Source organism: Myroides odoratimimus (genome assembly GCF_038039805.1).
Lineage (GTDB): Bacteria > Bacteroidota > Bacteroidia > Flavobacteriales > Flavobacteriaceae > Flavobacterium > Flavobacterium odoratimimum_B.
The window spans coordinates 21,259-47,108 of record NZ_JBBPHK010000020.1 but is presented as its reverse complement, the minus strand read 5'-3'; the positions used below and the strand labels follow the sequence as shown (position 1 = coordinate 47,108).

Annotated in this window: 17 protein-coding genes; 2 read left to right on the top strand and 15 right to left on the bottom strand. The window is 30.0% G+C overall.

What is annotated here, in order from left to right:
- Position 1 precedes the first annotated feature (1 nt).
- From AABL85_RS13885 to AABL85_RS13860, 6 genes are read right to left on the bottom strand one after another with little or no spacing between them, the layout of a single operon-like run.
- Complete coding sequence (locus tag AABL85_RS13885; protein WP_341310501.1) at positions 2-1,252, bottom strand: glycosyl hydrolase family 28-related protein; 1,251 nt, start codon at positions 1,250-1,252, stop codon at positions 2-4.
- Positions 1,249-2,688, bottom strand: coding sequence for an oligosaccharide flippase family protein (locus tag AABL85_RS13880; RefSeq protein WP_341310500.1), 1,440 nt, complete (start codon positions 2,686-2,688; stop codon positions 1,249-1,251). The genes AABL85_RS13885 and AABL85_RS13880 overlap by 4 nt, the downstream gene beginning before the upstream one ends.
- On the bottom strand, positions 2,678-3,820 hold the full coding sequence (locus AABL85_RS13875) for a glycosyltransferase (protein ID WP_341310499.1): 1,143 nt from the start codon (positions 3,818-3,820) through the stop codon (positions 2,678-2,680). Before AABL85_RS13875 ends, AABL85_RS13880 begins: the two co-directional genes overlap by 11 nt.
- Positions 3,810-4,961, bottom strand: coding sequence for a hypothetical protein (locus tag AABL85_RS13870; RefSeq protein WP_341310498.1), 1,152 nt, complete (start codon positions 4,959-4,961; stop codon positions 3,810-3,812). The genes AABL85_RS13875 and AABL85_RS13870 overlap by 11 nt, the downstream gene beginning before the upstream one ends.
- A gap of 33 nt (positions 4,962-4,994) precedes the next feature.
- Entirely contained in the window at positions 4,995-6,398 is a 1,404-nt protein-coding gene (locus AABL85_RS13865; protein WP_341310497.1) for a UDP-glucose 6-dehydrogenase, read from the bottom strand.
- Positions 6,399-6,425: 27 nt separating this feature from the next.
- Complete coding sequence (locus tag AABL85_RS13860) at positions 6,426-7,769, bottom strand: nucleotide sugar dehydrogenase (RefSeq protein WP_341310496.1); 1,344 nt, start codon at positions 7,767-7,769, stop codon at positions 6,426-6,428.
- Between the two features lie 408 nt (positions 7,770-8,177).
- Between AABL85_RS13860 and mobC the strand changes: the two genes are divergently transcribed.
- A complete protein-coding gene (gene mobC, locus AABL85_RS13855; RefSeq protein ID WP_341310495.1) occupies positions 8,178-10,181 on the top strand; it encodes a conjugal transfer protein MobC in 2,004 nt (667 codons plus the stop codon).
- A 63-nt stretch (positions 10,182-10,244) separates the two neighbouring features.
- On the opposite strand, the gene AABL85_RS13850 is transcribed toward mobC, so the two are convergent.
- The 9 genes from AABL85_RS13850 to AABL85_RS13810 all read right to left on the bottom strand — a co-directional run bounded on the left by AABL85_RS13850 (position 10,245) and on the right by AABL85_RS13810 (position 21,310).
- On the bottom strand, positions 10,245-12,260 hold the full coding sequence (locus AABL85_RS13850; protein WP_341310494.1) for a DNA topoisomerase: 2,016 nt from the start codon (positions 12,258-12,260) through the stop codon (positions 10,245-10,247).
- Position 12,261: 1 nt separating this feature from the next.
- Positions 12,262-13,551, bottom strand: a complete 1,290-nt coding sequence (locus AABL85_RS13845) for a DUF4099 domain-containing protein (protein ID WP_341310493.1) — start codon at positions 13,549-13,551, stop codon at positions 12,262-12,264.
- Between the two features lie 103 nt (positions 13,552-13,654).
- On the bottom strand, positions 13,655-13,948 hold the full coding sequence (locus AABL85_RS13840) for a helix-turn-helix domain-containing protein (protein WP_006258064.1): 294 nt from the start codon (positions 13,946-13,948) through the stop codon (positions 13,655-13,657).
- An 886-nt stretch (positions 13,949-14,834) separates the two neighbouring features.
- Entirely contained in the window at positions 14,835-15,071 is a 237-nt protein-coding gene (locus AABL85_RS13835; RefSeq protein ID WP_341310492.1) for a hypothetical protein, read from the bottom strand.
- 79 nt (positions 15,072-15,150) lie between these two features.
- Entirely contained in the window at positions 15,151-16,428 is a 1,278-nt protein-coding gene (locus AABL85_RS13830) for a relaxase/mobilization nuclease domain-containing protein (RefSeq protein WP_341310491.1), read from the bottom strand.
- Entirely contained in the window at positions 16,425-16,856 is a 432-nt protein-coding gene (locus AABL85_RS13825) for a hypothetical protein (RefSeq protein WP_025124787.1), read from the bottom strand. Before AABL85_RS13825 ends, AABL85_RS13830 begins: the two co-directional genes overlap by 4 nt.
- A gap of 276 nt (positions 16,857-17,132) precedes the next feature.
- Entirely contained in the window at positions 17,133-20,180 is a 3,048-nt protein-coding gene (locus AABL85_RS13820; RefSeq protein ID WP_341310490.1) for an ATP-binding protein, read from the bottom strand.
- Positions 20,181-20,315: 135 nt separating this feature from the next.
- On the bottom strand, positions 20,316-20,843 hold the full coding sequence (locus tag AABL85_RS13815; protein ID WP_341310489.1) for a hypothetical protein: 528 nt from the start codon (positions 20,841-20,843) through the stop codon (positions 20,316-20,318).
- A gap of 8 nt (positions 20,844-20,851) precedes the next feature.
- Positions 20,852-21,310 (bottom strand): helix-turn-helix transcriptional regulator, encoded by a 459-nt coding sequence (locus AABL85_RS13810; protein WP_341310488.1) that lies wholly within the window; start codon positions 21,308-21,310, stop codon positions 20,852-20,854.
- 1,515 nt (positions 21,311-22,825) lie between these two features.
- Between AABL85_RS13810 and AABL85_RS13805 the strand changes: the two genes are divergently transcribed.
- Complete coding sequence (locus AABL85_RS13805; RefSeq protein WP_341310487.1) at positions 22,826-25,849, top strand: SusC/RagA family TonB-linked outer membrane protein; 3,024 nt, start codon at positions 22,826-22,828, stop codon at positions 25,847-25,849.
- The last annotated feature ends 1 nt before the right edge of the window (position 25,850 follow it).

Here is a 25,850-nt window from a genome sequence, read left to right as displayed (position 1 = left end):
TTTATTCTTCTTCGATCATTACATTTTTAATACTAGGGTTAGATGTTATAAACATTCTATACTTACCATTATTCCAACTATTTTTTTTAGTCTTAATCTCAATACTATTAAACTTAATATCAGGACTAGTGCCTATCAAAGCGTTCCTTAAATCCAAAACTATATTCTCCTCTAAAAAACTATCAAAAATATTTGAATTTAAAAATAAAAAATGTCTAATATTTTTAACATAATTCCTTTTAACATTAATATTCTCAGAAAAATCATCATCATCATAGGTATGATGCTTAATATTTATAAAGTCTTTTACAAAAGCTTTTGCCTTATCACTAATAATGAAAGTATTATCTAGTAAAGCAATATTTCTAACTGAACTTATATCAGAAAACATATTTGCAGAAGAATCTTCAAAAGATTCAAAATAATTGCTCTCAACCAATACATTACTACCATAAATAGAAATAACCGAAAAAGCATTCCCGTAATTGCCATACTGATAAATTCTATTATTTAAAATCTTAACATTATCAGTCTGAATCTTAATAGCTCGCTTCCCAAAATTCTGTATTAAATTATTTTGTATTACTATCTCTGATTTCACTTTTAAATTTTGTAACCTTATAGCATCTGCATCCAAAGGAGAATTAATATTCTCAATTAAATTCTTAGTTATTAAAATTCCTTGATTATTATCAACTTCGGCTTCCTTTATAAAATAATAGATTCCTATCGCACCATTATTATCACTTTTAATATTGTAAATTCTAGAATTCATAATTTTTAAGTTATGATTCTTCGATCTAATTAAAATCCCTGCACTCCAATTGTTATCTTTACCATAAAAATCAAAAATCTCCAAACTATTAAAAAAAACATTACTTGAATCCCATATTTCAACACCAACCCTTGAAATATTAGAACCATTTAATATTAAATCGTCAATATTTAACGAATCACAATTATTAATTAAAAAAAAATACATTGCAGCACTGCTACTTGCTTTTAACTCCCCTCCACCTGTTATAATTATATTTGATAAATTATCTATTTTGAAATAATCAATCACATAACTACCTTTAGAAATATATAGTGTATCATTATTATTTAATTCTGAAATTGCCTTTTTAAAATAAAAGGTATTATTCTCTATACCATCTCCTACTGCACCATAATCTCTAACATCAACAGTACGAGAATAAACACAGTGACATATTATGAACAAAAAAAGGATTATTAAATTTTTTTTCATCATCTGTTAAAAATTTTTGATTTAATTAAAAACAGGATTCTTTTATCATAAAACAAAAAAACACCAATAAAAACCATTGACATTATAATTTTTAACATCAAAATAAAAAAATAACTCAATGACGTATATGAATCAATAATTACACTAAAGAATATAAGAAATAACGAAATAATTAAAATATTTTTTGATTGCTTAAAGCAATTTAAAAAACTAATATTTAATACTTTTCTTGATTTGTAAAATATATAAAAAAATCTTAGATATAAAGAAGAATAACGAACTACTACATAAACTAGAATACCATACTTAATTGAATAAACAATAAAAGGTATTGTTATCAAAGTACAAATCAAAACATTAAGTCCTATTGCTTTAAAATAACCTTTAGCTCTTAGTCCTTGAATTATAACTTCATTAAAATAAGTAGCTCCCATTAATATAAATGTAAATTTCAAAATTTCACCAATTCCTACCCACTTATCATCAAAAACAACATTCTCAATAAAATCCGAAAAAACAAAACCTAAACTAGAACTTAGCATTGCAATAGAAAAGATAATATGATGAGCTGACAATATCTTCTCCTTATATGCCCCTGTTTTTGAAACCTTAACAAAAGCACTATATAATACTGGTAATAGAGGGGATAACAACAAAGTACTTAAAGTTAGATAAACAGTTCTACTTGATGTAAAAAGCCCTAACTCACTAGAGCTAATATAATTAGATATCAAATAAGTATCTAAAAAAATAGGAAGCCAAATAAAAACTTCTTCTATAGTGTTCCATATAGAAGCATCCAATATTCCTTTTATAGTTTTAAAATCAATATTCCAAATAGGCCTAAACGAACTAAACAACCATAAAACCAAAAAATTCAAAAAAGACCCCACTAAGTTAGCAATTACAATAGCCCAATAGCCTCCTCCTAAAAAAGCTATAGGTACAGCAAGAAACAAAGGACATCCAATAGTTATCAATCTAGTATAAAACAAAAATTTAAAATCTAAACTCTTCTTTTTCAAAGCATTATGAAGCGAACTTAATGAATTAAAAATTACCTGAAAAGCCATAACTTTAATTACCATGATTGATTTTGGTTCATTAAACATTACTGCTAGTTTATTAGAACTAATAAAAATAACCATAAAAATTAATAACCCTATAATTGCATTAATCCAAAAACAATTACTTGCAAGTATATTAAAAGTTAAATCATCACTATCTTCTTTCTGTATTATAAACTTAGCTGTTCCCAAATCACTAACTATCATCATAAAAGTCATAAGAGTAGTTGCAACAGCAACAACTCCAAAATCACTTGGAGACAGTAATCTTGTTAAAATAAGAAATACTACAGGGCTAATAATTTTAGCGACTATTTCAGACAAGGTAGACCACAAAGAAGCAGTAAAAACTTTATTATCACTAAAACTCATTGTCAAAGACTGTGCTTAATATTAAATCAAATTGCTTCTTACATGTAAATTCACGCTCCGCAAAATCTCTCATTTTACTTAATAAGTTACTATCATGAGATAATGAATTATAAAAATCTTCAATATCTTCTATATTAATATCAGACTCATCGAATGGAACTTTCAATGCAAAATCTACTCCTCTTAATTGAGGTTCAACAGCACTATAAATAAATGGTAAACCACGTGCAGTATATTCTCTTACTTTTAACTCAGATCCTTTTGATGTCCCTTTTCTAAAAAAAGCCAAAGAACCTATTCCTAAATCAGCAATATCAAATATATGATCTAATTCCTCCCCTCCTAAAGCACCATAAAATTTAACATATTCATTTAATTGCAGTTTATTTGTCAACTCTACTAGATCTTGCTTATGATTTCCATTTCCAACAACATGTAAGAATATTTTTGGTTTAGACACCTGAGTGTTAATATAAAAAGACATCCCTTTAATAACTCTATCAAACCCATGAGACGGTGTTATTTGAGCTAAGGCAAGTAGGTCAATTTTATTATTATCAATCTGTTTTTTAACAAACACCTTTTCTATATCAACAAAATTCTCTATCCTTATAGTTTTAATGCCAAATATTTTTTCATGATCAGAGAAAGTCACCATATAATCAATATATTTTTCAAAGTTATTATCTAAAAGACGTTTTACAATAAACTTCAACTTTGTTTTAAATGATGATCCGGGAGACCATTTTTTCATAAATGTAGGTAGCTCGCCTACAATTTTAAGATTCTTATTTTCTTCTTTTGATTTTCTAAAGAAAGATATCATAGAAAAGCAAAAATGTTCGTATCTATAATAATATAAATCATAATTTACAGCACATTTACTATCTAATCTTTTAAATACACTATGCATTGTATTATAGAAAGTCTTTCCTTCATCGCATAAATAATCTAACTTCCCATTATGATTTAAAAAAACTTTTCCTCCTTTAAACTCTACATAATCTACGGTATATCCACACTTTACAAACGTTTCAATCTCTAAACTTATCTTTTTCACCACACCATTTAAAGCTAATAACTCCTTACGAAAGCCACTTATAAACAATACTCGATGCTTCTTAATACCCATAATTTACTTTTTTTCTATACATAAAAATTAAACAAACAAAATACCAAAAGAAAACAGATCTCCACAAAACATTTGAAAAAAATAATTCTATAATTCCTGAGCAAAATACATATATAAGAAAGACTTTATCATTCTTTGGTAGTCTATTATTCACTATTAACTTAAAAAAAAGAAGTAATACTCCAACAAATAAAAAAAGCATAATTAGGCCTCCTTCATAAAGACCCTGGATTAAAAAATTATGAACATAAATATTGTATCTACTTTCATAAGAACTAATACCTAATCCTAAAATTGGGCTTTGTGATATATCTTGAAAAGCATAATTATATAAAGTTTCACGCCCATTAGACAATTCTATATTACTATTTATCATATAAGCCATTTTACTAACCGCTTCAATTGAAATATCATTTTTATTTAAAAATCCATCTAAAAATAACACTCCTTCTTGAAAAAACAATAAACTTAAGAAAGCTAAAAAACCAAATAAAGTTAATACTCGATAATTCAAAACATCTTTTTTTAGTAAATAAAGAAGTAGCAAAAATAGTAGTAAACTTAGTAGAGCCCCCCTTGTTCCATATTTCAAATAAAAAGCTATATAAAAAAAACCTACTACAAGTGATAAAAAAAGTGTTTTTTTTGTTTTTTTCGTTAAAAAAACAATTATAATTATTGCTAATAAAAAACGTAAAATTCCATATGAAACCCCCATATAAAACCCGGAAGCTTCTTCTCCTGAATTGAAATTTCTACTATCTATAGAATAGACAATAGGTAAACACAAAATACTAATAACTAAAATAGTATTAAAAAAAGTCCGATAATCAATTAATACCTGAGAATACAATACTCCTGTTATACCAAATACTAGAAATGACGTAAAATACAAATTTAATCGTTCTTCTTCTATTCTAACATCAAGCATTGAGAAAAAAAACAACACAATAACATAACATATAAGTATTAATAGACTATTTAAAAAGTTAGTAATTTTATTATTAAATAATAAAATTACTAATCCTATAAGACATATAAACACTATTACTGAATTAAATGGTAAAATCCAGGATAATGGATTTGCACTTAAAAAAATTGCTAATCCAATACTATTTATTTGTTTTTTTTCAATACCCACTTTTATTTATTTCTTTCAAAGAAATTCCTTCTTTTATTTATTACCTCTACCTATTGTATAAACTTCAAATCCTATATCTTCTAACGCTTGACGATCTAAGATATTACGTCCATCGAATATAAATGCTGGTTTCTGCATCTTATCGTAGATACGTTGCCAATCGTACGTTTTGAACTCATCCCACTCTGTCAATACTGCGATACCATGCGCTCCTTCTAGAGCAGTATAAGGATCTTGGTGCACTGTCAAATGTTTCTGATTCAACTCCGCTTCACGAGTCGCTAAGTAATCTAAATCAGAGAACATCTGTTGTTCCGTTACTTTAGGATCATATACGTGGATCTGTGCTTCTTCCTCAATTAACTCATTGGCTACATAGATAGCCGCTGATTCTCTTGTATCATTTGTATCCTTCTTGAATGCCCATCCTAAGAAAGCTATTTTTTTATCGTTAACTGTATTGAATAAAGTTGTTACAATATTTTCTGCAAAACGACGCTTCTGATAATCATTCATAATGATTACTTGCTCCCAATAGTCTGCTACTGCATCTAATCCATAAGACTTAGCGATATACACTAAGTTCAAGATATCTTTTTGAAAACATGAACCTCCGAATCCTACAGATGCTTTTAAGAACTTATTTCCAATTCGGCTATCCGTTCCTATTGCTCTGGCTACTTCACTAACATCTGCCCCTGATACCTCACATAATTCTGAGATAGCATTAACAGAAGATACACGTTGTGCTAAGAACGCATTAGCTGTTAATTTAGACAATTCAGAAGACCATACATTGGTACGCAGAATACGCTCTTGAGGCACCCATGCTCCATAGATAGCAGCTAAAGCCTCAATAGCTTCTTGTCCCTCTTTCGTTTCTGCACCACCAATCAGTACGCGATCTGGATTCATTAAATCCTGAACTGCAGTTCCTTCTGCTAAGAACTCAGGATTAGACAAGATTTGGAATTCCACCCCATTCCCTGTTTGATCTAAGATACGTTTAATTGCTTGTGCTGTACGCACAGGAAGTGTAGATTTTTCTACTACGATTTTATCCGTCTTGGCTACTCGTGCAATTTGACGAGCACATAGCTCAATATATTTTAAATCTGCGGCCATTCCTTTTCCTTTTCCATACGTCTTGGTTGGCGTATTTACTGAAATAAAGATCATGTCTGCTTCATCAATAGCTTTATCTACATTGGTATCAAAAAATAAATTGCGCCCTCTTGCTTCACCAACCACCACATCTAAACCTGGCTCATAAATAGGTAACTTACTCAAATCTTCATCATTCCACGCTTTGATACGTGCTTCATTTAAATCTACTACGGTAATCTGGATATGAGGGTTCTTTTGTGCAATAACTGCCATAGTAGGGCCACCTACATAACCTGCTCCTACACAACAAATTTTTTGAATACTTTTCATTTTATGCTTTTATATATTTCAATATTATTACAATCTACTATCTATTATTTCTCTATTTAATGTTGCTTTCGCATCATAAACAACCGCTGGCAAAGATACCATTTCTTCAATATTTAAAGTACGGAAATCCTCATGTGCTGTTGTTAAAACTAATCCATCATAGCGTTTAGCACTCAATGGTAGCCTATGGTCATTCACTTGAAAGCCTTTATGCTCTATACCTTCTATTCTAGTCATCACCTCAATACCATATTCTTCTCTCACCTCTGCAGGGTTTACCCATGGATCATATACATCAATCTCGATACCATAAGAAACTAATTCCTCATAGATCTTAGCCACTTTCGTATTACGGGTATCAGGACAATTCTCTTTAAACGCAAAGCCCAATAGCAACACTCTCGAACGACTCACGTCAATTCCTTTCTGAATCATCAACTTCACTACCTTGCTCGCAATAAACACCGGAATCTCATCATTCACACGACGACCTGATAGAATCACGTCAGGATAATACCCTACTTGAATCGCCTTATGCGCTAAGTAATATGGGTCTACTGATATACAGTGCCCTCCTACTAGTCCTGGTTTATATTTAAGGAAGTTAAACTTGGTACCTGCTGCTTCTAATACATCTTGGGTATCAATCCCTAATCTGTCGAAGATTAGCGCTAACTCATTAACAAAAGAAATATTGACATCGCGCTGCGCGTTCTCTATTACTTTAGCAGCTTCTGCTACCTTAAGTGACGGTGCTTTATGGGTACCCGCTTTGATAATCGTGCGGTATAACTGATCTATCTCTTCTGCTACTGCAGGTGTACTACCTGAAGTAACTTTGATAATTGTCTCTAAGGTATTGACTTTGTCTCCTGGATTAATACGCTCTGGTGAATATCCTACATAAAAATCACGGTTGAATACTAATTTAGAAGTCTCTTCTAAAACAGGAATACACTCCTCTTCTGTACATCCTGGATATACTGTAGATTCATAGATTACAATATCTCCTTGCTTTAGTACAGTTCCCACTAATTTTGATGACGATTTTAGTGGAGTTAGATCCGGTGCGTTGAATTGATTAATCGGCGTCGGTACGGTAATGATATACACATTAGCTTCTGCGATATCACTGATATTCGTACTGGGTTTATACCCTTTAATCCCTCCTGAATTTTGATAGGTAAATATAGACACCTTTAGTTGGCTTTCATCCACCTCTTTTGTAAGGTCGATTCCTTGCTGTAACTCACTTACACGGCTTTCTTTAATATCGAATCCCACTACTGGGAAATGCTGTGCAAAAGCTAGTGCTAGAGGCAATCCTACATAGCCTTGTCCTATTACAGCGATCTTAACTTCTTTTTCCATATTTTTTTCATTATTGTTACTGTCTAAAGATACTTTTTCGTCAGTAAGTGTCAATGTTTTTTAACAATAAGTTACAAATGTACACTTTTAAAATATTGGTACTAGCAAAAATGTGATTTTTTGTGTGGAAGGGTGTTTTTTGTTAGTTAAGACTCTCCCCCTTCTTTTTTTAAATAATTATAACACTTTAATAGGTAATATCACACTTAATATCTTAAGTCTCTACATGCTTTAATTTACCTACTACGCTCTCCTTTTCTCCTACAAAGACAAACTTCTATTTACTTTTTAAATTAATCATAAAAAAAGCAGTCTTTTAAGGACAAACAATACCTATAATAACCAGTAATATATAAGAAAAACAATAACCTATATTTTTAATATTCTAATTTTTAAAAATATAAAACTATGCAAAGCGAAGATGATTTAAGAGCTTTATCAAAGATCTTATCTTTTTTAAGAGCAGTTAGCATTATTATACTACTTATGCATATGTACTGGTTTTGCTATCCCTTATTTATAAAACTAGATATAACTCATCCTGTTGCTAATAAAATTCTTTTTGGATTTAACACCAAAGCAAATCTATTTGCCCATCCACTCTATACTAAGATATTTTCTATTTTACTTCTAGGACTGAGTCTTTGGGGAAACAAGGGAGTTAAAAATCAAAAAATAACCTATAAGAAAATAATAATTTTATTTTTTATTGGAACAGGACTTTTCTTTTTAAACTTTTTCCTTTTAAAAATAAACTTACTTATTGCAAATATCCTATACATCACAACTTTATCAATCGGGTATATACTACTTCTTGTCTGTGGAGCATATTTAAGTAGACTTATAAATAACGAGCTTTTACAAGATGTTTTTAATATCGAAAATGAAAGCTTTTATCAAGAGACTCGTCTTTTAGAAAACCAATATTCGATTAATCTTCCTACTAAATTTTACTATCATAAAAAATGGCATAGTGGATGGATTAATGTAATTAACCCTTTTAGAGCAACAATTGTTCTAGGTACTCCTGGATCGGGTAAGACCTATGCGGTTATAAATAATTTTATCAAGCAGCAAATACAAAAAGGCTTTGCCATGTATATATATGATTTTAAATACGATGATCTTTCAACTATTGCTTATAATCATCTTCTTTTACATGCTCATAAATACAAAGTCACGCCTAAGTTTTATGTTATAAACTTTGATAATCCAAGAAAAAGCCACAGGTGTAACCCAATAAATCCTAGGTTTATAACAGACATATCTGATGCCTATGAATCAGCCTATACCATTATGCTTAATCTTAACCGATCTTGGATACAAAAACAAGGAGACTTTTTTGTTGAGTCTCCAATTATTCTTCTAGCAGCGATTATTTGGTTTTTAAAGATTTATAAAAATGGTAAGTACTGCACATTTCCTCATGCTATTGAGCTACTTAACAAACCCTACAAAGATGTTTTTACTATTTTAACCTCGTACGACTCCTTAGAGAACTATTTATCTCCTTTTATGGACGCCTGGGAAGGAGGAGCTCAAGATCAGCTTCAAGGACAGATCGCATCGGCAAAAATTCCGCTGTCTCGTATGATTTCTCCCTCCCTGTATTGGGTTATGAGTGGAGATGATTTCTCCCTTGATATTAACAATCCCAGTGAGCCCAAGATTCTCTGTGTTGGTAATGATCCTAACCGTCAAAGCATATACTCAGCAGCACTTGGTCTTTATAACTCTCGCATTGTAAAGTTAATAAACAAAAAAAATCAACTAAAAAGTAGCGTTATAATAGATGAGCTTCCCACTATTTATTTCAGAGGTCTTGATAATTTAATAGCAACAGCTAGAAGTAACAAAGTGGCAGTGTGTTTAGGCTTTCAAGACTTTTCTCAACTAGTAAGGGACTATGGAGATAAAGAGAGTAAGGTTATTCAAAACACAGTGGGTAACATTTTCTCTGGTCAAGTAGTTGGAGATACAGCTAAGGTCTTATCTGAGCGTTTTGGAAAAATACTTCAAAAACGCCAAAGCATATCTATTAATCGTCAAGATAGATCCACCTCTTTTTCCACTCAGCTTGATATGCTAATTCCTGCTTCTAAAATATCTTCTTTAAGCCAGGGGATGTTCGTTGGGGCTGTATCTGATGATTTTTCCCAGAAAATAAAGCAGAAGTTTTTCCACGCACAAATACTAATAGACTCTAATAGGATAAAAAGCCAAGAAATGAATTATAAGAAAATACCGACTCTTACCTCTTTTACAGATTACAAAGGTAATGATCACCTAGATAGAGCCATTACAGATAATTACAATCAAATAAAAAAGGATATTGAGCTGTTAGTTAAAAATGAAATTAAACGCATTGAAAACGATCCTGATTTAGTACACCTACTTAATAACAACAAATAAATTAAACAAAAATAGAGATAGGTGTTTTAAAGCAAAAACTATCTCTATCTTTTAACTGAACTGTTATTCTACAGTATCAAAGTTAAGCCTTGCATTTTTATCTAAAAACAAATACGCCTTAAAACAAATGTTCTTTCTCGTTGTAAGCACAAATACTTTATTTATTTTTTTTAGCCCTAGTAATTCTTCAAGCTCTTTCTTAGATAGGTGTACTCCAAAGACTAATCTAGGTATGGTCCAATTACAAGTTTTATTTAAACAAACAAGCCTTTGATAGCTAAGTTCAAATTTACTACCTAAACACATAGGACAAGATCCTTTTAAAGGCTCTTTTGACTCTTTTAAAAAAGAAATGCTTTGGTTTAACTCCTTAAGCTTTTCACAACTGATTTTATAAAACATTTCCTTGTTTATATCTGCTTGATTTGCCTTGAAAAATAAAACCTCAAAATCAAACAAATAAATAAAACTAGAAACAGGTAAATCTTTTGTTTTAAAATAATAATCAAGAGCCCTGTTTGTACAAACAAGCTTTTTATTATCTATATATAAATATTCTTGTTTTATTAACTGATCAAGGGTTAAACTAAGACCAAGAAAAAGATCTGTAAAAAAACAATAATGCATTTTCTCAATACCGTTTTCATGTAAGATTTTAATAAAATCTTTTTTTACTTTTTTAAACAAACTTTCTATACTAAACAAAGGATACTGTTTTTTTGTTTGTGTTACAACACTTACAGACTCTACTTTAAAGGTTTGAATATTATTAATTAGCTCTAATGTCTCTAGTGTGTTTGTTTTACTTCCTTTTAAAAGTCCACCGTTGTAAATCTCTAAAGGTAAATCAAGACCTACATCATCTATAAAGAGATTAAAACTAGCTTTTTTTATATCTTCTTTAGGGGTAAAACAATCTATTGTTCTTCTTACTATCATCTGATAGATTACTTTTTCACATGTATTTAAACAAGTTGGAATTTTAAAAGTTGGTATAATACCATGAGTTTTTAAATCACTATCTATTATCACATCTTTATAATTAAGTCTAGCTAATTTTAAAGTTAACAGTTCTTGTTTAAACAAGGGATAATCTCTTAAGGCGTTTAATAATCTTGGTATACTTGATTTATACCAACTAGGCCAATAATTATTTAAAGTAAGAGGATAACTAATAAATCTTTGTCTGTAAAGACTAAGTAAGGCTTGCTTTGATTTACTAAAAGAAAACCCATATAATTTATTAACACCTATAATAAGACTTATAAAATCATATAGGAGTAACTGCTTTTGCCTTAGAGTTTCTATCTTTTTTTCACTTATCTCTACCTTTGAATCTTTATTAAGTAAACCAGCTAAATCTTCAGCTTGTTTTATTTTTTTATATTTTTTTTCAAAAAAGCAACAAAATAGTTTCCCCTTAAAACTAAGCTCGACACTTACTCTATAGCGAGTTTTAGTTTTACTAGCCTCACTCTTTAGGTGTTTCTTAGATAACAAAGCTATAAGAGCAGTTTTAATAAGACCTAGTTTAATTTTTGTTCCTGTTTGATTGTAATAATACCCACTTAACCTATTTTGAACAATCTTAAAGATAAAATCCCTGTTGTAATAAGTTTTAAAACAAGAGGTGGTGTTATCTAAATATAAGTGATTTTTTAAAAAGGATTTCTCTAAACTATAAAGCCATAGGGTTTTACAAGGCAAAGTTATATTAAAAAATTCTTTAAAATACTCAAATTTTCTTCTTTGGGTCTGACTTGGCTCTATGGCTATAACAATAGATTTAGATTTAAGGATGAGCCGCTTTATTAACTGCACTTTTTTACTTTGGGCTACACAAGGAGTATTTTTATTAGTCCTTTTTACAAGCTTTAATTTATACTCTAAAAAGCCTTTAGCCCCAAAAGAGTCATTATCTTGTTTAAAATTTAAAGGCTTTAAATCTACCATGCAATCATCTATCCATACAACCAAATGAGTCTGTGAGCTATAATAATCAAAATGCCTATTGTTTGCATTAAAAAACGTGGCTAGAATTCTAGCCACGCTTGCTGATTGTGTTATAATAAGTTCCATATTAAATTTTTAAACCTTTTTTTCTGTTTTGAGTTTCTTTATTATTCTGTGTTTGACTCTCTATGGTCTTAGGGTTACTTGGATCAGTGAAAGAAAAATTAGTTCTATTGTTTATTTTATCATAGTTTATAAAACCCTTATAAGGCTTGCCTCTTTTATCAATAAGTCCATCAATAGCCACAGTCTTACCTTCTAAGAGCTCTTTATACTGATTATCATCCAAGGCCTTTCCTCTAAAGATCTTTAAGTCTTCAGGATTTGAAATTTTCTTATTTTTATTTGTGTTATCAAACAAAAACTCAATGTGCTCTTTAGAGGCATTGTACTGAATATGAGCATCAAAAGGATTTCCTTTACTTGAGCTCATATCCTTAACCAGAACCGCTTTTCCTTGTTTTAACTCATTTAATTGATTATCAGAAAGATCAACTCCTTTTATATGTGTTGGAATTTGCATTTTCTCAACACTAGTAACCATTATATTATTGGTTAATCTATCCACACTTACAACCGATGGGATATAAGAATTAGTCTCAGGATCTAAAAGCTCCACTACCCTTCCCATATTACCTGTCTTTAAAAGATTGTGTTTATCTTGCCTGGTAAACTCATGTCCTTGAAAAGGTACATTTAGGTTTGGGTATTTTTTTACTCCCTCAAGAGTCATTACAACCTCTCCGTTAGGGGCCTGTTTAAGTCCAAGACGCGCATCTAATGAAAACTCAGCAGACCCCAGATTAAGATTAACCTGAACTAAATCTTTTGTTTTATATCCTTTTAATAAAGGTTCTAAAAGATCCATCTCTTCGAGTTTCTCTTTTGAAAGCCCTATCTGACTAAGAGATTCCCAGTTTATATGATCAATATTGTATTTATATGGATTATACTCTTTACTTGAGGTTATATCCTTATTGGTACTATTGTCAATACTTTGAATCATTTTCTGTGGATCTACTTGATGAGATAAATAAAGCTGATGATTTAAAGTATTTTTTAAGTCTAACTCGCCTTGCATTTGCTTTGATAGACCAATGGCTAAATTCTCCGGAACCCTAAAAAAACTAAACCTAGTGGGCTCTTTTAATTGAGAAAAGAAATTGGTAAAAAAATTAGAAAAGAAATCTCCATTTTTATCTAATCTTAAAAATGAGTTTAAATTATTCTTATTAATTGGTGCACTTTTAAGATTACCGTTTTCACTTAAGCCCTGTACGGCTTTAATTTTGTTATCCTTTGAATCACTAACAAGTAAAATATCATGTTTTGATTCACTGCTTTTTTTTACTTCCATAATTAATAGGTTAATTGATTAATACCTAAAAGTATTTCCTACACCGCTTTGTATTTATTTTTGGCACAAAAAAGTATGTGTTTGACCTTTAGAGTCGTTTTTATTACTCTCTTACCGGAACAGCAAAGCTGTCTCGTATGAACTGCTGCACATCAGAGAGCTTATAGTATATCTTACCTTTTAATCTGTAATAAGGAAGCTTTTTATCAGATCTATATCTTTGAAGCGAGCGAGAACTAATCTTTAAAATCTGTAAAACATCTTGATTATCTAAAAGCTCTTCTCCATCGATATTTAAAGTTTGGAGCTGAACCTTGGCAATATGCTCACTTAAAGCATCAAGTTTTGTAGAGAGTCGTTCCATCCAAGAGATGAATTCTAAACGAGTAACATTCATGATTTAAATTTTTAATGGTTAATAGTCTTGTTAGCTAACCATACAAAATTCAAAAGCTTAAAAAAGGTGTAAAGCCAATTGACATCAAAAAAACAGAAAATCTTATATAATCGACAAAAATTTTATACTTAACTAGTCACAAGACTAGATACAGTAAGAATTTAAAGGATAAAAATAAAAAGACAGAAAATGTTTCTTGTATACAAATTTTTTCTGAGTTACAAAGCCAATTGACATCTGATTTACAGATAATTAAAAAACGAACTGTTTATTTCTATACTTTTTAAAAATAAGTTAGCATATGCCTTTCAAAGCTATAAAAAGAGCAAAAAAAAATGAAAAAGTATTAATCTTCAAGTAATTTTTAGCTAAAAAAAACAAGCCAAAAAATTATTAATAAAATTGTTTTTTTTATAAAAATTACAACTATCTTAGATTCTTTAATTTTTTTTAAATAAAAACTCTTTACAAAATTTATAGTAAAAAATAAAACAATATTAAAACGCTATAAAAAAAACACTTAAAATACTTATTTAAAACACATTAACAAGTAAATATTATTTTTTGAACGTGTGTCTTAATCACATAAAAAAGGAAAAAGAAATGAAAAATAAACTACGTTTTATAAGTTACCTACTTATAACTGCATCACTTTTTATATTAATTAATCTAGTGTATTGTTATAATAATAGAACTGATAACTTTGATGAATTAAACAAAGAAATATTTATCACTATACTGAATCTAATTATTGGATTTATCTTTTTTTTCAAATCAAAAAAATCACAAGACGAGAAATAAAAAAATAAGAAATAATTGGGTATTAAAACAATACTCTTATTATTTTTTTGTTTAAAACAAGACCTTGCTACAAAACAGATCATAACTATTTAAGTCTTTTTGCTATTTCTTTAAAAGAGTCATCATGTTTTTTATCTAGTAAATCCGTTAGGCTCTCTGAGGACCTTCTAGTTTTATTTAGCTTTTTGTAATTTATTTTAGTTGAGCTTTTACCAATAATATCAGTAGTTAATACAGTATTATTGTCTTTAGACTTACCGCCTAAAAGAAAAGAAACAAAACTTTTAATTGAAAAGTAAAAACCTAAAAACTTACTTATCATACCTTCAAATTTTAAATAACCACACCTGTTTTTTAAATACTTCCCTTACATATATGCCTATATAAAGTGTTTCACTCTTTTAAAGAGTATGTCTTTTCTTTTTGCGTTTTTTCTTTTTAAAATTCATAAACTGTTTCTGATCTAAATCATCTACTGGGCCATTAAATAGAAAATTAAAAAAACTAATAAACTCTGCTTTATTATAAGAGTTGTAATAATTATCCACAAAATCAAAACAAGGATGAACCCTTAAGCTATCAAACTCTTTATTTAACTCAATAAATCTATATTCTACAAGCCTCTTAATAGGATCTTGTTTCTTTTTAGAGTTATTTAAAAGAGGATTAAAAAAAGGATCATTATCTAATTTATTAGACAATTGTCTATTAATATGGGCAAAAGAGAAAACTCGTCTATATTTATGACTAACAAAATAGAACTTGCTTTTATCTAAGCTATCCGTAACTAAATTAATTCCTTGGTGATTCAGTAGTTTTTTAAAGTGCTTGTAATCTTTACTTTGAAAAAGATATGACCTTAATTGATCACTAACCTTGTTATCAATATTTAAGTCCTTAGCTTTAATAGATTTTTTAAAGTGTTTTTCTAAAAAACCTATATCTACTTTTAAAGAAAGTTTACTTGAGCTTACTAGATTACTAATTTCTTTATTTTGATGATCAAGAGCAAAATACATTATAGAATTAAACTCTTTATTGTTCCCTAATCTAGCCTTGACTTTAAAAAGATTTAAAATAGCGTTATACTGTTTTAAATCTTCAAAACTATAATACTTAGGTAAACTACTAACAACACTATCTATTTGCTGAATGATGTTTGGTTTTCTATAATCAACAATAGCTAGGTCTAAATTATTTTTATATCTTTTTTGATAACCTGTTAGATTATATTGTTTTGTAAGGTCTAAACAAACCTTTTTTGCTAAAGCAAAATCAAACTCTTTTTCTATTTTATATCCTTGTAAATCTATTGCAACCGATACAATATGAAGATGTATGCGTTGAAGGTCAAAATGTTTATAAATAATATAAGGTTGGTTTTTATATCCCATTTTTTCCATATAGCTTTTTGCTATATCTAAAAGAGTTACATCATTTATTTTATCCACAGGATTGGGATTAAGTGATATATGTCTGGCAGGAGTAACTGTTTTTACATTATTAAGTAAATAAGGTTCAAAATAACTATAAAAATACCTGCTTGCATTCTGAATTTCACCTATAGGAAGCGCTATTTTATTAACTCCTAGTATACAAGCTGATTGATTATCTACCTTATTTTGATTGTATCTTAAAGCATTTATAATGCTATCGCTATTATTAATTTGCGCAATCATAGATCTGAATTTTTACAAATAATCATTTTTTCAAAATCAAGTATAAGATCAATAATCACTCTACATAATTTTGAAAGCTCTAAAGTTGTCTTTTCAATATCTTTTAAAATCTGTTGTGAATCTGGATCTAAAGATAAGTCAGATCTATTAACAAGAATATTATAACTTACCCCTAAAGCTTTAAAATGATTAATCAAACCTGTAAGACTTGCATGAAACTCAAGAGCTACTTGATCTATTACAACAACCTTAATCTTTTGATTTAAAACACACGAGGCCGCAAATCTAGATATGTTCTTGATTTGATACTTTATTAGAATCTTATTAAAGTCTAATTGCTCCTTTTCTGTTAGTTTAAAAGTATATCGATATCTCTTGGGAGGTAATTTTTTTGTTTGTTTAGTTTTTTTGTTTACACTGTTTTCCATGACCATAAATATTAGATACAAGAAAACTAATAATAAGAAATAATGGTTAAGACATTATGGTATTTATGGGCGTAATTAGGCTTAGATTGACAATTACTTGTATTTTAAGTCACTAGTGAATTTTTTAAAGTTAAGCATCATACATATAAAAAAATAGGACTAAGACTAGTATTTAAAAATCTTGTACAATTACAAAGCACTAGGTTAGTAAAAAAACAAAAACACAGTAGTATTTAACCTTCTGTGTTTTTTGTTTTTATTATAGATACTCTAAAGCTATTTTAACTCCTTGGCCATTACATTAAAATAATCATAATTACCCCATAGATTTTTATTACCAATTACATAAAACCTTTTCTTTGCTCTAGTTAAGGCTACATTTAGCATATTGGGTTTCTGGCTGACCCAGTTTCTTGCTCCTTGTGATTTAGGATCACTACCCAAAACTAAAAACACAACATCTGCCTCCTTTCCTTGGAATCTGTGTATGGTTCCACATTCTATCTTTTTGTCATATAAAAATTCATTGTGACAATAACGAGCTATTGATTTAAAGGGAGAGATTACATAAATCTGCTTATTAAACCCTGAGCTTCTTAATTGAAAAATCTTTTCTTTTAATAGTCTTACCTCATCAATAACAACATGTCTGTCTTGAAGTATTACTTGATCACTGACATTATACCACTGCGATACTTCTAATGATTCCTCCTCAAAGGTTAGATTAGTGGCCTTAACCATTTGCCCGTTATAGGCAATATCATTGGCAATTCTAAACATTGGATCATCACAACGTCTGTGTGTTCGAAGCGGAAAACCAGTCCATATTTTCTTATCAGTTCCACTTACATCCATGTAAGTTCCATATTTTGAGATTCTATCGGCTAATTGTTGTACTGATGTTTTAGAATAAGACCACGAAATATCAACCCTGTATTCCTGTCTTAGTCTTTTTACAAGCTCGACAGGCATTGTAACTACAGGTTCTACCTGTAATGGATCTCCAACTACTACGCATCTTTTAGACCTTTGAATCAACCCTACAACGGATTGAGCTGTAGCTTGACCTGCCTCATCAAGTAACAACCAGCCTATTTGCTGTTTACTATAACTAGAGAATAACCTACCCACAGAGGCTAGTGTGGTTGATACAACAGGAACGCAGATAAAAAATGTATCCCAAAGATTCTGATAGATTTTATCATCTGTCTTTATCGTGTTTTGTATTAGCTGAAAATATGCATTTAGATTATTTCTAATTTTTTTTGCATTAACTAAAATTGCATTTTCATGTAATTTTAAAGATGTTAAAAATATCTCACTTCTTAAATGCGCTATCTTCTTTGAGTGATATGGGTTTAAAAGATGTATCTGCTTGATTGATTTATCTAAAAATTTTAAATCACAAATATCATTAGTATCAATGCCGTATTTGTGGTTTAATTCTTTTTTAATATCATTATAATAGATAAAAAACTCATCGATTTTTTCAATCTCAAGACCTAGTGCTTTTTTTTCTAATTGATAATCCTTTATGTTTTTTAAACAGCTGTCTATCTGATTTTTTAAATCAGATATTTGTTTGTTTATTTTATTAAACTCTTGTAGTATTGCACTAGCTTGAGCATCCCAACTTTTAAAATCACTGGTTTTAAAAAGTTTATGAAAAAACAAAAAAGAAGGTTTTCTAAGTGATAAAACCCCTAAAGTAGATTCTATTTTGCTAAAATCATTTTCTAATTCCTGTTTTTGATTTAAAAGTAACTTTTCTCTATCTACACAATCCTTAATTTTTTTATCAATTAATATTATCTCAGATAAGTGTTTATCTTTTTGATTCTGATTTTCAATACACTGCGGGAGTAAATCATGAAATTTACTAGAAAGACTCTGAAACTGAGTAAACTCGCTTGTCAAGGATTTGAATTTTTGGTTTTGCTTTTCAAATTCTCTAGCGTAAAGATCAGTATTATCTGTCTTTTTATAAACACTGTAAAGTAAAGCTTCAAAACCAAAATGGTTTTCTTTTTCATTAGATTCCCAAAAGGCCTGTTTAAAAATTGCTCTATTTTCACTATTTCCAAGGGCTGCTGCTAAAACTCCCCAACTAGGTTGATGTATAAGTCTTTGAGAATAGTTTGAAAAATAACTAGCCTTTGAAAATGTTTCATTATCTATTTTTGATTTAGCAGGTAACTCTTTAGTTATATTCTCAACTGCTGCATTGTTATTACTTGCCACAACAATTCCAAAATCTCTTTGAAGTTTTGCATTAAGAGGATAGGTATATAAATCAAAGCCATTTTCTTTAGGTATAACATTATGTCCTTGATCAAAAATATGATCACAACCTAAATCTGATATAACAAGTGCTCTTTTTACAACTACCTCAGCAATAACATCTAACAATAATGTGGTTTTACCAGTACCAGGAGGCCCATTTACACCTTGAATCCCCTCAGAGTCCTTAAGGTCTTTAAAGATTGTGTTTACCGCCGCGCTTTGAGCCGAGTAAAGTCCATATTCAATTTTAGAAGGCCATCTTCCCATTGTAAGATAGCAAGGATTAAGAGCCTCAAATAAATGCTGTTTGTCTTTTATTAAGTCTCTTCTTTTATCAATACTGGGTTTAAGGGTAAGATACTGTTTTAAACTAGGGCTGAATTCACTAGTTTTTATACTAGTTAAATAGTTAAGATCATCAAGGAAAAAACTATTTAAAAAGCTAATTACAGCCTCACTATCCTTATAAACTTGCTCTTTTAAAACAAACACTTTAATATCAGAATTAAGCCAAGGAGCTAGCCAAGACAGATAAGCAATCTCATTTTGGATTTGTGTTAAGCAAAAAGGCTTATCACTTTGCTGATGTGAGTCACTAGAGTTATCAAGTATATTATGTCTTTCTAGAAAATCTTCCTTAACCTTTTCTAGTTCTTCAGATATAGTAGATAAGTCTTTACCGCTTTTAAGAGCGTTAATTCCTAGTATATAACTAGCAAGTATGTAACTATCTTGTTCTATAGATCCGTTTTCATTAAGTATTAAGGCGGATAAACAGCTAAAACCAGTTACAGGTTCTTGCCAATCTTGAATCTGTTCTGATTTAAGTAATGTATTTAAATAGCTAATAATATTGCTATTGCCAATTTTACCAAAAAAAAGTGTGTACCTCCACTTACAATTATCTTTAGCTTTTATCTGGTCAAGCATCCAAGGCAGGATCTGATTTAAATCTAATAAAACAGCGTTTTTATTAAAACCAGGTAGATTAAATACCTCAATGTCTCTCCAATACTTTAGTATGTTGTGTTGTTGTGTCAATTTTCTTTTTCTTTAATTATTATAATAAACCACATCAAAAAACACTTTAAATAAGCTACTATATAAAAATAGGAAGCTAGGGGAATGATTTGGCTTATTATGGCTTTTTAGATAGTACATAATTAGTCTATTTCACTATAAAATAAAACCTTTAGGCAAAGTTGATATGTCTAAATTTCTAGGATCTGCTCCATCAATAAGGGCTGATATTACCTCTTCTTTTTTAAACTCTTCAAATTTATCATAACTAAGGTCAAACATAATTTGAAGGTTTACTTGAGTAATAGCCTCCTTGTTATCTATAAACTTATCAGAATACATTCTAATGAATTGTTGTTTTAAAATCTCTTGTACTTCAAACTCTTTATACCTTATAAAATCCCCTTCTTTAATTGAAAATATTTTCTTTAAGGCAATAAAATCATTCAACTCCTCTGTTGTTATACAATCATCCTTTAAAGTATCATAAGCATACAGTAACAAATAATCTAGAGTTGAATTTCTTACACGTTCTAAAACACCATCATGTTCCAATAAGTATTCTTTTAGTTTATCAATTGTAGTATCTTTTGCTACAACAATAGAAATAATATCATTTACAGAATTATTCTCTGATTTTTGACTCTGAATGAACTCTTTAAAGTTCTTTGATAGTACATACATAATTAGATTTATTGATTTTGAAAATAATTCATAAAAAGCTCCCCTGGTTCTTTATCTATTGCTTTTTCAATTAAAAGTAATTCTAAAGCTTCAAGACTCCCCTTTCTAAAGAACAAATCCGAAATTCTTGCTTCAGGAATCCCAGTTTTTATTGATATAATTTTAGGTGTGTTTTTTACATTTTCAAATTTTAACATAAAAGTTCCGAATTGATTTCTTTTCTTCTCTGGTACTCTCTTAAGCTTTACTTTTTGAAAATTTGGAAAAACAATTCTTATTGCTTCATTAAAATCACCACCTAAAGCAAGAACAGCTTTATAAAAAGTAAAAGCACTGAGTTTAGATACGTTTCCATTTCTCAATTTATTAATCTGGCTTTGAGACATATTCATCTTCGTAGCTACCATTTCTTCTGTAAAGCCTAACTTATTCATTCTTAAATCAATATAATTACCTATTTTATGCATACCGAATATTCTTTATTTAATTAATTTTGTAACTAGGAATATTTTTAATATCTTTACCTTTAAATCTTAAACAGAGATCTTTTATGTAAGCTCTGCTTATAAAAAAATATTTATAAGTCTCGAATCTTGAGTAACGACCACTTCGAGCACAGTAAGAATAGCCCTTTCAAGAAAAAGTGATATATTTGCTTTCTCATTTAAGGGAGGGCTCCTTACTGGAAAATTGTAACAGTGGTCGTTTTATCAAGTGTTATGATTAGTACAGTTAGGGGCCCTCCCTTTTCTTTTGCATCATAAGACCTATAAATTATAATCTATGTGAGCGATTTTTTGTTTTAACCACTCTCTGTTGTGATTCTTAAAAAGAAAAACACAGTATAAGGTTCAAACTCTAAATTGTTCTCATACAAATAGTGTGATAAAAAAAGGCCGTGATTCCTTGATTTATTTACACTACATCTTTACTTAAAAACACTAGTGTTTTAAGCAAGATTGGTTTTTCTTTAAATGATTCGCACTCTAAAAGTAAATCCTTTCTTAATGTTTTCCAAAAAGAAAACTTACTATAACTAGTAATTTTTAAATAAAAGATGATAAAATGCGATAGTCTAACATCTAGGTGTTAGACTATCCAAGAGAATTAAGGTATTAGAAACAAGTGTTCTATACCTCAACATACCGCATAAACCTTTTATTTCTAGCCGTCTCCCAATTAGGCTATAAAGGTTTAAACAAGCAAGGTAGATTTGTTAGTATTCTTTTTCTAGTACTTACAATACCTTATCCTTAATGGACTTATCGAATGATTCAATTCGAAATTTTTTCAATTATTTATTACAATAAACAACAATTAGTAGTAACCAAACTCACATTTAGCCTATGATTAGATTCTTGTGTAACTAGCCTTAGAGTTATGTTTTTTTTAAGACTTTGAATTCATAAACAACTTAGCCCTAACTCTAAGGGATTCACATATAGTTTACCAAGTAAAATTACATTTTACGCTAGGTTCAGAAAAGTTTCTGAATGCGTACAGGACCTCTATTGCCTATTAGTTATCACATCTATTTAAACCTAATAGGCAGTAAATAATTTAGTTAGTAAGGATAAAAATGCTATGAAACAAGACGATCCACTGTACTATTATTAACCAAATAAAACACTATCACATTATGGAAAAAAACGTCTACAGGCTACTGCTTAATTAGTTGGGTTTGTTTGAAATTAACTAGTAAGAAGGTTTTAAAAGTAGTTAAGTCTGTAGGCACAAAACACAAACAACACATTGTATGGCTTAAAGGGATTTTAAGTCATACTAAAAGTCCATGACTATCCTCCCTAAGCTCTTGCTATGCATTTTGGGAGACATGTTAAAGAGCAAAGGGAGATAGTTCTATTAAAACAATTGTGTATAAACCAATAACTAACCCTTAATACAAAGGCTTATTTAGATACTTCTGTAATAAAAATCTTTAGGATTAAAGTCTTCTTGTATTAAATCCAATTATAAAAATTATGAAAACTCAATTTTTAACCAAGTCTGGTTATAGGATAGCTTTAATGTTAAGTTTCATTCTTATCTATCCAACATATACTATGTCTAAAGATAATCTATTTTATCTAGATTATCAAGACAAAATAAAACTAACTGGTAAAGTTAGTGACTCCACAGCCGAGCTGCCAGGGGTGTATGTTATGGTAAAAGAATCTAATATAGCAACTATAACAGATATAGATGGTAATTTTTCAATTGAAATAGCCAAAGGACAAACCCTACTCTTTTCAATGATGGGCTATGCTTCTAAACAAATTACCTACACTGGTCAATCCTCTTTAAATATTAAACTAACTCAAGAGATAAGCACTCTTGATGAAGTAGTTATAAACGCTGGTTACTACTCTGTAAAAGACCGTGAGCGCACAGGCAGCATCGCTCGTGTTACTGCCAAGGATATCGAAGTTCAACCTATTAATAATCCTCTTCAAGCTCTTCAAGGAAGAGCTCCAGGGGTAAATATTACAAATCTTACAGGTATCCCTGGCGGTGGAATTGATATTGAGATTAGAGGACAGAACTTTTTAGCTGGAAAAACAACAGGAAGAAATAATCCTTTTTACGTTATCGATGGGGTTCCTTTTATTTCAGATGTTCTTGGACGAAATAATGGAGGTCTTTCCAGCGAAATTTTATCCAATAATATAAGCCCCTTAAACGCTATAAATCCCAGTGATATAGAAAGCATCGAAATCTTAAAAGATGCCGATGCTACGGCTATCTACGGATCGCGTGGAGCTAATGGTGTGGTGCTTATTACCACAAAAAAAGGATATCAATCTAAAACAAGCTTTACCCTAAGCTCTTCTACTAGTTTTAGTAAAGTAGGTAAATATTTAGATATGATGAATACCCCGCAGTATATAAAAATGCGTGAAGAGGCTTATTTAAATGGCAATAGAGAAATTCCAGCCAATGCTTATGATATAAATGGAGTGTGGGATAAAAACAGATATACCAACTGGCAAAAAAAGTTAATCGGAGACACTGCAACAGGTCAAGAGTTTTCTTTAGGGGTAAGAGGTGGTAATGAGTTTTCAAATTTCAATATCAATTATTCTCATAGTGAAAACACAACTGTTTTTCCAACAGACAAAGGTTATAAGAGAAACTCTGCCCTACTTAGCTACAACTATAAAAGTAAAGACAGTAGACTATCAGTAAACTCCTCTACTACCTACTCTAACCAGAGTAATAATCTTCCAATTACTGATCTTACTAGACAAGCCCTTACCTTACCCCCGAATGCTCCTTCGCTATACAAAGAAGATGGAAGCCTAAATAGGGAGAACAACACTTTCATAAATCCATTAGCACAGCTTAAAAGTACTTATGAGAATAAAACCTCAACTGTTATATTAAACTCTAATATCTCTTATGAGCTTTTAAAAAACCTATACGCAAAACTAAACATTGGTTATACAACCAATCAATTTGAAGAAAGGAAAATCTTGCCTCACACAAGACTAAATCCAGCAGCCAACCCAACAAGTGAAAAATCTGAATCTAGCCTCTCAAATCAAAATCACAATAGCTTTATAATAGAGCCTCAATTAAACTATGTTTTATCAAAGGGGAAACATCAAATAAACTCGCTTTTAGGTTTTTCATACCAACAAACAGATTCTGAATCTCTTTGGTTATATGGTAAGAATTTCTCTTCAAACGCTTTTATTAAAAATATTGGAGCTGCAAAAGAAAAAACTCTCTTCCCTAATGTAAGTAATCAATACAAATATGCCTCTATTTTTACTAGAGTTAATTACTCTTATAACTCTAAATACTTTGCAAACCTAACAGCTCGTCGTGATGGATCTAGCAGATTTGGAAATGATTATAAATTTGGAAACTTCGCAGCCTTTGGAGCAGCATGGATATTCTCTAAAGAAGATTTTGCTAAAAGTATTCCTTGGTTATCATTTGGTAAACTGCGAACAAGTTACGGAATAACGGGTAGTGATAATATCGGAGATTATGCTTATTTAGATACCTACTCAGTGGGAGCTATCTACAATGATATACCTACTCTAAAACCAACTGCTCTTTTTAACCCAACATACAAATGGGAAAAAACTAAAAAATTTGAAGTAGCTACAGAGCTTAGTTTTTTTAAAGATCGTATAAATGCCTCTATTGCCTATTATAACAATCGTTCTTCAGATCAATTAGTTGGTATGACTCTACCCACCACAACAGGATTTACCTCTATTACTGGTAACTCTCTAGCTGTTGTAGAAAATCAAGGTTGGGAATTTGCTATCTCTAGTCAAAACATAAAAACCAAAGATTTCTCTTGGCACACTAGCTTTAATATCTCTTTTACTAAAAATAGACTCCTTTCTTATCCTGGGCTCGAAGAAGGGACCGAGAGTAGTTTTTATGTTATTGGTAAACCAATAAACATTGTAAAACTCTATAAATATGAGGGATTAGACCCCGAAACAGGAAATTTCACATTCAAAGATTACAATGAGGATGGAAAAATAACATCCGAAGATCAACAACAGATAGTTAGCCTTGCACCAAAGTTTTTTGGAGGTTTACAAAACACAATTACCTACAAAAACTTTAGTCTTGACTTTTTATTCTATTTTATTAAAACAGATAATTACAATATTAATAAATATTATAGTCCTCCTGGAATATCATCTATTAACCTTCCTGCTGTTATGACAGATTACTACTCTAAGTCAAATCCAAATGCAGCCTATATGCCTGCTTATATAGGTAATCCTAACAATAACCTACCATACACAGAAAGTACTGCTACAATTTCAGATGCGTCATATATAAGACTAAAAAACGTAGCCCTATCCTATACTTTAAAAATGCCAAAACTTAAGATGGAATCTGTAAAACTATTCTTACAAGGACAAAACCTTTGGACAATTACCTCTTATAAAGGAATGGATCCTGAGTTTATTTCTTTTGGAGGATTACCTCCTCTTAGAACAATTTCCTTTGGAGCTCAATTAACCTTTTAAT